The organism is Streptomyces ossamyceticus, from assembly GCF_001418475.1.
Classification (GTDB): domain Bacteria; phylum Actinomycetota; class Actinomycetes; order Streptomycetales; family Streptomycetaceae; genus Streptomyces; species Streptomyces ossamyceticus.
Genome location: NZ_LIQX01000131.1, coordinates 1 through 9,532 on the forward strand (window position 1 = coordinate 1; position 9,532 = coordinate 9,532).

A 9,532-nucleotide genomic window follows, 5' to 3' on the forward strand; every position below is an offset into this window, starting at 1 on the left:
CTCCCCCGCCGTCCGAGCCCCCTCGTTCCGCCACCTCGGCCCCCAGTGGTACGCCCCCGTCATGGGCACCGCGATCGTCGCCACGGCCGGTGCCGGGCTTCCCGGGGACCTGCCGGGCGTCCGAACGGTCTGCGCGGCGGTCTGGGCCCTCGCGCTGCTCGCCCTGGTCGCCGTACTGGGCGCCCGCGCCCTGCACTGGCGCCACCACCGCGACCAGGCCCGCGCCCATCTCCTCGACCCCGCCGTGGCCCCCTTCTACGGCTGCCTCTCCATGGCCCTGCTCGCCGTGGGCGGCGGCGCCCTGGTCGTCGGCCGGGACTGGATCGGCGTGCGGGCGGCCGTCTCCCTGGACGTCGTGCTCATCGGGGCCGGCACGCTCGTCGGGGTCGGCGCGGCGGTCGTCGTGCCGTATCTCCTGATCGTCCGGCACCGTGTGGAGCCCGGCCGGGTCACCCCCGTCCTGCTGCTCCCCCTCGTGGCGCCGATGGTGTCCGCCGCGCTCGGCCCGCTCCTCGTGCCGTATCTGCCGCCCGGTCAGGCCCGGCAGACCCTGCTGTTCGGGTGCCTCGCGCTGTTCGGGCTGAGTCTGCTGGCCACGCTGCTGGTGCTGCCGCTGGTCGTGGCGCGGCTGGTGACGGCGGGTCCGCTGCCGCTCGCCGTGACTCCGAGCCTGTTCCTGGTGCTGGGGCCGCTCGGCCAGTCGACCACCGCGGCCGGCAACCTCGCGGACGCGGCGCCCGCCGCCCTGCCCGTGGCGACGCCGTACGGGTCCGCCCTCGCCGTCCTGTACGGGGTGCCGGTCATGGGTTTCGCGCTGCTGTGGCTGGCCCTGGCGGGGGCGCTGGCCGTGCGGGCGCGGCGGCGGGGCATGGGGTTCTCGTTGGCGTGGTGGGCGTTCACGTTCCCGGTGGGCACGTGTGTGACCGGCGCGGAGGGCCTGGCCCGGCACACGGGGCTCGTCGCCCTCGACGCCCTCGCCATCGCGCTGTACGCGCTGCTGCTGGCGGCCTGGGCGACGGCCGCCGCCCGTACCGTGCGGGGGCTGGTCAGCGCAGAGCTGCTCGCAGGGCCTCGCCGAGCACCCGCGGCGCCTCGGCCAGCGACGGCCCGTACCAGGTGAGGTGGCGGCCGCTCAGCAACGCGCACGGCAGGCCACCGAACGCTTCGGGGCCGTCGTCGGCGGTGAAGCGGTACGGCTCGTCGGGGAGGACCACGACATCGGGGGTGGCGGCGCGCAGCTCCTCGACGGGCACCTTCGGGTAGCGCTCGGCGTGTCCGCCGTACAGGTTGTCCACGCCGAGCCGGGCGAGGACGTCACCGGCGAAGGTGTCCCGGCCGAGCACCATCCAGGGCCGACGCCAGATGGGCACCACGGCTCTCGCCCGGTGGTCCGGGTCCGACAGCCCGGCCCACGCCGACTCGGCCTCGTCGAGCCAGCCGGGTCGGGACGGGGCGCCACAGGCGCGCAGGACGCGGTCCAGTTCGGTGAAGGCCTCGGGGACGCCGCGCACCTCGGTGACGAGGACCTCGACGCCCGCCTCGCCCAGGGCGGTCAGGTCGACGGCGCGGTTCTCCTCCTCGTTGGCGACGACCAGGTCGGGGGCGAGCTTCACGATCGTGTCGACCGCGGGGTTCTTGGTGCCGCCGATCCGTACGACGTCGAGACCCTCCGGGTGGTCGCACCAGTCGGTGGCGCCGACCAGCGCGCCGGGGAGCGTGGCCGCTACGGCCTCGGTCAGGGAGGGAACGAGGGAGACGACGCGCCGCACGGCGTCACTTCCCCTTGCGGTGCCGGTCCTCCAGCGCCTCGATGTGGTCGGCGACGGCGACCACGACGACACGGGTGTCGGGGACGGTGGCCCGCCAGCGGTGCCGTACGCCACCGGACATGTACAGCGTGTCGCCGCGGCCCAGCCGGTGGGCGCGGCCCTCGGCCTCGACCTCGACGGCGCCTTCGACGACGTACATCAGTTCGTCGTTGCGGTGCTGGACCTCGCGGCCCTCGTCGTGGTCGCCGGTGAACTCCATGGCGTGCAACTGGTGGTGACCACGCACCAGGGAGCGCGTACGGGAGACGGGGGGCGTGAGGGAGTCGTCCTCGGCGCGCACGACATCGACGCTGCACGCCGGGTCGGCCGCGGCGAGCAGTTCGACGGCGGTGGTGCCGAGGGCGTCCGCGATGCGTTCCAGGGAGGGCTTGCTGGGGCGGGCCCGCTCGTTCTCGACCTGACTGAGGAAGGGAACCGACAGGCCGCTGCGCTCGGCCACGGCCGAGAGCGTGAGCTCCAGTGCCCGGCGCCGCCGCCGGACGGCCGCGCCCACCCGAAGGGGCTGCTCTTTGTGGTCGCCCATAGCTCCGGCTCCCTCCTTCGCTCGTCGCTCTTGGTCCGGGGTGTTCGTTCACGTGGTCGGGCCGAGGGCGCCTACGGCTCCGAGTACGGATGGTCGACGGCCCGGCACTCATCCGGCGCGGTGCTCCTGATGAGTTCTCTGCACCCTACGCATGTTCGGCAAACCGTTTCACGTGCCCGTCACATCCCCGTAAACCCGGTGAGGGGCCATGCTCACAGTTCACGCCAGTGAGGAAGCCGCTCCGGCCGCCCGGCCGGGCGCGCGGCGTGATCTCTTCGCCACGGCCCGTCACCGGTCCGGGCGGTCCACCGGACCGTAGTTGACGCTGGGTCGCGCACGAGTGCCGGTACCGGTAGCTGCGTTCGAGCCCGGTCCGGCCGCGCGCCGCGGAGCGGTTGTCCGGATCTTTCTCGTACGCCAGTACGTGACCGCCCCGCCCGTTCGGCACGGGCGGGGCGGTCACGTACGGACGGCCTGCCGGCGGGTCCTGGCGATCCGGCTCGTCGGCGGCGATCCGGCTCGTCGGCTAGCGGGTCCCGGCGGCCGGGGCGAGCTTGTCGACGATCCCCGGGTTCTTCTTCAGCCAGGCCCTGACGCCGTCCTCCTGGTGGCCCTTGCCGGCGTCCTCGATGGCGCCCTCCAGAGCCGTGAGCTGTGCCTCGGTGAGCTTGAAGTCCTTGAGCCACCGGGCGACGCGCGGCTCCTTGGCGGCGAAGCCCTTGCGGCCGAGGGTGTGGATGCCGTCGCCCGAGCCGAAGGCCTTCCTCGGGTCGGCCAGGAGCGCGGCGGGATCGGCCCGCCCGTGCCGGTCCCGCTGACACGGCCGGCGCTGCTCCGGGGCCGCGCCTGCCCTGGCCGCACCGCGCGAAACGCGACAGTGGCCCGCTTCTCAGGCCGTTCACCGCTGGTCAGAGGTGTTCACTGAACGCGTTCACGCCCTCCCACGTACGGGTCGCGGCGGTTGCGTCAGGGGCCCGCTGTCGGTGCCGTACGGCATGATGCGGGACGTGACTGGACGCCTGATGCTTCTCGACACCGCCTCCCTCTACTTCCGCGCCTATTTCGGTGTGCCGGAGTCCGTGAAGGCCCCGGACGGCACCCCGGTGAACGCGGTGCGCGGGCTGCTGGACTTCATCGACCGCCTGGTGAAGGACCACCGCCCCACGGACCTGGTGGCGTGCATGGACGCGGACTGGCGGCCGCAGTGGCGGGTCGACCTGATCCCCTCCTACAAGGCGCACCGCGTGGCCGAGGAGCACGAGGCGGGGCCGGACGAGGAGGAGGTGCCGGACACGCTGTCGCCGCAGGTACCGGTGATCGAGGAGGTGCTGGACGCGCTCGGCATCGCCCGTGTCGGTGTCGCCGGGTACGAGGCGGACGACGTCATCGGCACGTTCACGGCTCTCGCGAAGGACCCGGTGGACATCGTCACCGGCGACCGCGACCTGTATCAGCTGGTCGACGACGAGCGCGGCATCCGCGTGCTGTACCCCCTCAAGGGCGTGGGCACCCTCCAGCTCACCGACGAGGCGTTGCTGCGCGAGAAGTATGGGGTGGTCGGGCAGGGGTACGCGGATCTGGCGCTGCTGCGCGGCGACCCGAGCGACGGTCTGCCGGGGGTGCCCGGCATCGGTGAGAAGACGGCCGCGAAGCTGCTCGCGCAGTTCGGCGACCTGGCCGGGATCATGGCCGCGGTCGACGATCCGACGGCGGCACTCACGCCGTCGCAGCGCAAGCGGCTGGACGGGGCGCGTCCGTACGTGGCGGTCGCGCCGAAGGTGGTGCGGGTGGCCGCGGACGTACCGATCCCGGACGTCGACACCGCCCTGCCGAAGGCACCGCGGGACGCGGCCGCGGTGGAGGCCCTTGCCGCCCGCTGGGGCTTGGGAGGGTCGTTGCAGCGACTGCTCACCACGCTTCAGGGGTGAGGGCAGCCGGGCGGCGTCGATGGCGGTGCGGGGTCGGTGGCGGCGCGCGGGGGCCGGGCCGGTCCCGTGCTGCTACCGGCCGAGCTTGAGGTGCTGGTGGGGCGTACGCCAGAGGGTGAGGTGACACATCGGTCGTGAGGACACTGAGGCACGACTCACATCACGAAGTTGGCGTCCACTGGTCGAGCATGGGGTGAATTCCGGGGCGAGATGATAACTTAGGTAAGCCTTACTAGGTATTCGGGAGGCCGACATGGCAGAGCGTCCGGTACGCAGGAGCCCCAAGCCCCACTCCGCGCGAGTCGTCCGCACCGAGCGGCTCACCCCGCACATGCAGCGCGTCGTCCTCGGCGGCGACGGACTCGCCGAGTTCGCCACGCGGGGCAGCACCGACCACTACGTGAAGCTCCTCTTCGGCCCGGACGGCGTGACGTACCCGGAGCCGTTCGACCTGGAGCGGATCCGCGCGGAGATGCCGCGGGACCAGTGGCCCGTGACCCGGACGTACACCGTGCGCGCCTGGGACGCCGAACTGCGCGAGCTGACCGTCGACTTCGTGCTCCATGGCGACGAGGGCCTCGCCGGCCCCTGGGCGACCCGCGTCCGGCCGGGCGAAACGGTACGCTTCCTGGGCCCGGGTGGCGCGTACGCGCCGAACCCCGAGGCCGACTGGCATCTGCTCGCGGGGGACGAGAGCGCCCTGCCCGCGATCGGCGCCTCACTGGAGGCCCTTCCCGACGGTGCCCGCGCCTACGCGTTCGTCGAGGTCGCCGGCCCCGAGGAGGAGCAGAAGATCGACTCCGACGTGGACGTGGTCTGGCTGCACCGTGGTGACCGCCCCGTGGGCTCCCTGCTCGTCGAGGCCGTACGCGCGCTGGAGTTCCCCGAGGGCCGACTGCACGCCTTCGTCCACGGCGAGGCGGGTTTCGTCAAGGAGCTGCGCCGGCTGCTCCGCGTCGAACGCCAGGTCCCTCGCGAGGACCTGTCCGTCTCCGGCTACTGGCGCCTCGGCCACAACGAGGACGGCTGGCAGGCCGCGAAGAAGGAGTGGAACGCCCGCGTGGAGGCGGAACAGGACGGCGCGACGGCGTCCGCCTGAGACGACCGGTCGAGGGGCAGCCGTAGCTTGCGTGGACGGCCGGGCACGGCAGCCCCGGTCCGAGGTGACCGCCGACTCCGTCTGCCGACGCACCTCGCGGCGAGGGTGCCCGCGCGCCGTGCCGCAACCCTGCCCCAGCGCTGACGCACCGAGCTTGCACACGCCTGCCGCGACCGTGCCCGCGCGGCACACCGCAAGCTGGCACACGCCTCACCACCAGCCCGCGCCCACCGCCGCGCAGCGAGCGGCCACGACGCCCCCGTGACGGCCGCCCGAGCGGGTCGGGCGGAGAGACATCGGCGTGGCGAGAGCTGGGGCCGGGCTCAGACACTGTTCGTCGCCGCGTCAACGAACCGGGCCAGCGTGTCCCCGAGTTCCTCCAGGCCGGGGCCCGCCGGGCCGCCCGGCTCGGTCATGTAGACGTCGCGGCGGATCTCGATCATCAGGGCGGTGACCCGTGGGTCCTTCCCGTAGAACTCCAGCGGCACGTACGCGCCCCCGAACGGGCTGTTGACGCCCGTCCCGCCGAACCCGGCGAACGCCTCCTCCGCGAGGCCGAGAAGCTCGGGCGTCGTATGGAAGGGGTCGCTGCCCAGGCAGACCGGCGGCCGGGGCCCGTCGCCGTGGAGCTCGTAGGGGAGGCGCTCACTCGGGTACGAGTGGACGTCGACGACGACGGCCCGCCCGGCGGCTTCCAGGCGCTGCGCCACGGCGTCGGTCATCGCGGCGGCGTACGGCACGAAGTAGGCGTCGACGAGGGGCCGTCCGTCGTGGCCGTCCGAGCGGAGGGCCTCCCGGTGCGTGGTCCTCGTATAGACGGCGCCCATCCCCGCGGCCAGCATCTCCTCCCGCTCGTCGGGAAACCGCTCGGGGTCGACGACCAGCCGCGAGAGCTGGTTGACGAACCTCCAGGGCGCGGCCCCCGCGCGGGCGGCGGCGCGCTCGGCGATCCGGTCCGTGTGCGCGTCGGTGATGTGGTCCAACTCCCGCTCCAGCGCGGCGTCGTCGAGGACGATCCCCTCCCGTACGGCCGCGGGTATCACCCGTGAACCGTGCGGCACATGCAGGAGCACGGGGGACTTTGGCGCACCCGGAAAGAGTCGATGGGCGGGCGACACGTCGTTCATCCACGGCTCCTGGCGGTGGGGCGGTCCGGAGAGGCCGCTCAGCATAAGCCGACGAGACACCGGCCCCCGCGTGCGTCCCCAGGCCACCGCAGCCCACACCTGCCGCCCCACGCCCCACCCGCCCGTCTCACTCACCCCGACAACCGGCCGCGCACCGCGCCCACGTAGCTCACTCACCCGCGGGCAAGTGGCGTCCGGCCGACAGCCGGCGGTGGATCGGGCGGGTGGCGGTGGATCGGGCGAATGGCGCGCGGCGGGTTGCTGGCTGCTGGCTGCTGGCTGCTGGCTGCTGGCTGCTGGCTGCTGGCTGCTGGCTGCTGGCTGCTGGCTGCTGGCTGCCCAGCCAACCCTCAACTGCTCGCCGCACGCCACACCCTGCTGCCGCGCCCTCTACCCCGACCGTCCGCGGTCCGCCCTCCCGTGAGGGTTTGGGCGCGTCGCGGACACGGTCGCGTGACACGCACGACACGGGGCTCCCCTAGCTTCTGTCCCCTCATTTCTGTCACCCGACAGGAATTCGCGCCCACAGCCGCGCGACCGCTCGTGCCGCTTGTTGCGAAAGCAGGTTGCCGCCATGACGAGCATCTCCCCCGCCGACCTCCGCCCCGACCCGCCACGCTCCCCCGACGACACCTCGCTGACCGCGTTCGGCTACCGCCAGGAACTGCACCGCAGTCTGGGCCGGTACGCCTCGTTCGCGGCCGGCTTCTCCTTCATCTCCGTCCTGACGACCGTCTTCCAGTTCTTCGCTTTCGGGTTCGCGTTCGGCGGCCCGGTCTTCTTCTGGACCTGGCCGGCCGTGCTGCTCGGCCAACTCCTGGTCGCCGCCTGCTTCGCGGAGCTGGCGGCTCGCTATCCGATCTCGGGCGCCATCTACCAGTGGTCCTCGCGGCTGTCGAACGCCACGTTCGGCTGGTTCGCCGGCTGGATCATGGTGATCGGGCAGATCGTGGTGGTCGCGGCGGCCGCGCTCGCCCTGCAGATGGTGATGCCCGCGATCTGGTCCGGCTTCCAACTGGTGGGCGGTGACCCGGCGCCGACCAGCGCCACGGGCGCGGCGAACGCGGCCGTGCTCGGCGTGGTTCTGCTGGCGCTCACCACTCTGGTGAACGTCCTGGACAACCGGGTGCTGTCCCTGGTGAACCGGGTGGGGGTGACCGCGGAGATCATCGGGGCGATCCTGATCGTCGTCCTCCTCCTGACGCACGCCGAGCGCTCCCCCGGCATCACCTTCCACAGCGCCGAGGGCAGCACGGACCTCCTCGGGGCGCTGCTGGTGGGCTCGTTCATGGCGGCGTACGTGATGATCGGGTTCGACAGCGCGGGCGAGATGAGCGAGGAGACCCACCACCCGCGCCGTACCGCGCCACGGACGATCCTGACCGCCCTGGGCGCGGCGGGGCTGCTGGGCGGTCTCATCGTCCTCGGCGGACTGCTCGCCGCGCCCAGCCTCACCGACGGCCGACTGGCCGTGGACGGCCTGAGTTACGTCCTGACGAGCAGCCTGGGCGACGGTGTGGGCCGGTTGCTGCTGGCCGACGTGGTGGTGGCGATCGCGGTGGCGACGCTGGCGATCCAGACGTCGGCCTGCCGCATGCTGTTCTCGATGGCCCGCGACGGCCAACTCCCCTTCTCCGCACGGCTCGCACGGGTCAACCCGCGCACGGGCATGCCGGGCGCGCCGGCCGTGGTCGTGGGCGCCCTCGCCGGGGCCCTGCTGCTCCTGAACTTCGTCTCGCCGGACGCGTTCCTGGCCATCGGCACGACCTGCATCGTGATGCTGTACCTGGCGTACGCGATGGTCACCGGCCCCCTGCTCGTCCGGCGCCTCAAGGGCACGTTCCCCGGCGCAGGCACGGACGAGACGGGCAGGCCCCTCTTCTCCCTCGGCCGCTGGGGCGTCCCGGTCAACGCCCTCGCCCTCGCCTACGGCCTGTTCATGACCATCAACCTGGCCTGGCCCAGGGCCGAGGTCTACGACCCCTCGGGCAGCGGCTGGTGGTTCCAGTGGTTCACCCTGTTGTTCTTGCTGGTCACGGTGGGTGTGGGGCTGTTGTACAGGATGACGCGTGGCTCCCGTGTGCCGCCCACGGCGGGACCCGCCTCGACAGACCCGGCCCATTGACCATGCAGGCACACCCCACTCCCACCCATCCGGTCTCATGGCGGTGCGCCGCTGTCACGGACGGTCCCGCTTCAGCGGCGCGCGGGGATGGGCGGGCGTGACACCGTGCATCCGGCCGCCGTGGAATCCGCTCCGTGCGCCGGGCGATACGCCCTTTTAGGCATCCGCGAACCATCGCATGGTGCCAAGTGGCGGGATCTGAGATTGAGTTGATCATGCGAGCCACACCGCGGCCCGCCGGAGGGGGGTGTCCCTATGCCCGCTACGGTCGGCGGTCCACACGACGCCCGAAAGCACGTTGATGCGGTCATGCGACAGTGCGTCGCCGATACGCGCCCGCCCGCACATGTTTCAACTTCGAACAGTTGACGAAACCCATTCAGCCACTGGAAGGTGGATGCGATCCATGACCTGACCGCCTTCGGCGCGGTCGTATCGGTGGCGACCACCCATTCAGCGCGCGGATCGGCGGTCGTCCCCGACGACTGTGGCCGACCTCATCCGCTCCACCACGCCATGGACGGAACCCACTCGACCGGGCACCGCCAGGAAGCGGGATCGGCTCCCGAATACGCCTCACCGCGAGCAATAACTCATCGAGCGCAGCGTGTAGTTCACGTACTTTGGTCGACTCCGCCATCCGGAGGGCATCGTGAAAGGCTCTGCTCAGGCTCAGTCACTCGGGGCCTCAGTGACCCCGCAGCCGTTTTGTGCGCCCAGTGGCGACGCAAGTTTAGCTCCGAAGCCGTCGATGCAGTGTTCCTCTCAAGCCGAAAGGCCTGAAAATAACCGCTCCTGCCAGGTCTTGAACACGCGACGGGAGATCAGTCACCTGATGGTTCAGCACCGTCCTGCGTCGCCCGCGACCACGGCCATGGGCTGCCGGTCGCGGGAGGGCGCA

At 72.2% G+C, this 9,532-nt stretch carries 7 protein-coding genes and 1 pseudogene; 4 read left to right on the forward strand and 4 right to left on the reverse strand.

The genetic code is table 11. The features are described from left to right. The coding region (locus tag AOK15_RS11685) for an SLAC1 family transporter (RefSeq protein ID WP_055515624.1) at positions 1-1,120 on the forward strand (1,120 nt) is incomplete at its 5' end. Here the strand turns inward: AOK15_RS11685 and AOK15_RS11690 are convergent. The 3 genes and pseudogenes from AOK15_RS11690 to AOK15_RS41950 all read right to left on the reverse strand — a co-directional run. Beyond that, the gene (locus AOK15_RS11690) at positions 1,047-1,769 is read right to left on the reverse strand and encodes a helical backbone metal receptor (protein WP_055515626.1); all 723 of its coding nucleotides are present in this window, start codon (positions 1,767-1,769) and stop codon (positions 1,047-1,049) included. The two genes, AOK15_RS11685 and AOK15_RS11690, sit on opposite strands and share 74 nt — an antisense overlap. Positions 1,770-1,773: 4 nt before the next feature. Beyond that, a complete protein-coding gene (locus AOK15_RS11695; RefSeq protein WP_055515628.1) occupies positions 1,774-2,352 on the reverse strand; it encodes a helix-turn-helix domain-containing protein in 579 nt (192 codons plus the stop codon). Positions 2,353-2,878: 526 nt separating this feature from the next. After that, positions 2,879-3,130 (reverse strand): annotated as a pseudogene (locus AOK15_RS41950) (glycine betaine ABC transporter substrate-binding protein); the annotation flags it as partial. 220 nt (positions 3,131-3,350) lie between these two features. Between AOK15_RS41950 and AOK15_RS11705 the strand changes: the two are divergent. Together AOK15_RS11705 and AOK15_RS11710 are read left to right on the forward strand one after the other, a co-directional pair. Next, the gene (locus AOK15_RS11705) at positions 3,351-4,280 is read left to right on the forward strand and encodes a 5'-3' exonuclease (RefSeq protein WP_420876892.1); all 930 of its coding nucleotides are present in this window, start codon (positions 3,351-3,353) and stop codon (positions 4,278-4,280) included. 253 nt (positions 4,281-4,533) lie between these two features. Then, positions 4,534-5,379: a siderophore-interacting protein gene (locus tag AOK15_RS11710; protein WP_055515634.1), complete on the forward strand. Its 846-nt coding sequence runs from the start codon at positions 4,534-4,536 to the stop codon at positions 5,377-5,379. 323 nt (positions 5,380-5,702) lie between these two features. Here the strand turns inward: AOK15_RS11710 and AOK15_RS11715 are convergent, their stop codons facing one another. Beyond that, positions 5,703-6,506: an N-formylglutamate amidohydrolase gene (locus tag AOK15_RS11715; RefSeq protein ID WP_055515636.1), complete on the reverse strand. Its 804-nt coding sequence runs from the start codon at positions 6,504-6,506 to the stop codon at positions 5,703-5,705. 574 nt (positions 6,507-7,080) lie between these two features. On the opposite strand from AOK15_RS11715, the gene AOK15_RS11720 reads away from it, so the two are divergent. Beyond that, the gene (locus AOK15_RS11720) at positions 7,081-8,631 is read left to right on the forward strand and encodes an amino acid permease (RefSeq protein ID WP_055515638.1); all 1,551 of its coding nucleotides are present in this window, start codon (positions 7,081-7,083) and stop codon (positions 8,629-8,631) included. The last annotated feature ends 901 nt before the right edge of the window (positions 8,632-9,532 follow it).

Coding starts and splice junctions, on each gene's coding strand:
- AOK15_RS11695 (WP_055515628.1), bottom strand. CDS start 2,352: ATGGGCGACCACAAAGAGCAGCCCCTTCGGGTGGGCGCGGCCGTCCGG.
- AOK15_RS11705 (WP_420876892.1), top strand. CDS start 3,351: ATGCGGGACGTGACTGGACGCCTGATGCTTCTCGACACCGCCTCCCTC.
- AOK15_RS11710 (WP_055515634.1), top strand. CDS start 4,534: ATGGCAGAGCGTCCGGTACGCAGGAGCCCCAAGCCCCACTCCGCGCGA.
- AOK15_RS11715 (WP_055515636.1), bottom strand. CDS start 6,506: ATGAACGACGTGTCGCCCGCCCATCGACTCTTTCCGGGTGCGCCAAAG.
- AOK15_RS11720 (WP_055515638.1), top strand. CDS start 7,081: ATGACGAGCATCTCCCCCGCCGACCTCCGCCCCGACCCGCCACGCTCC.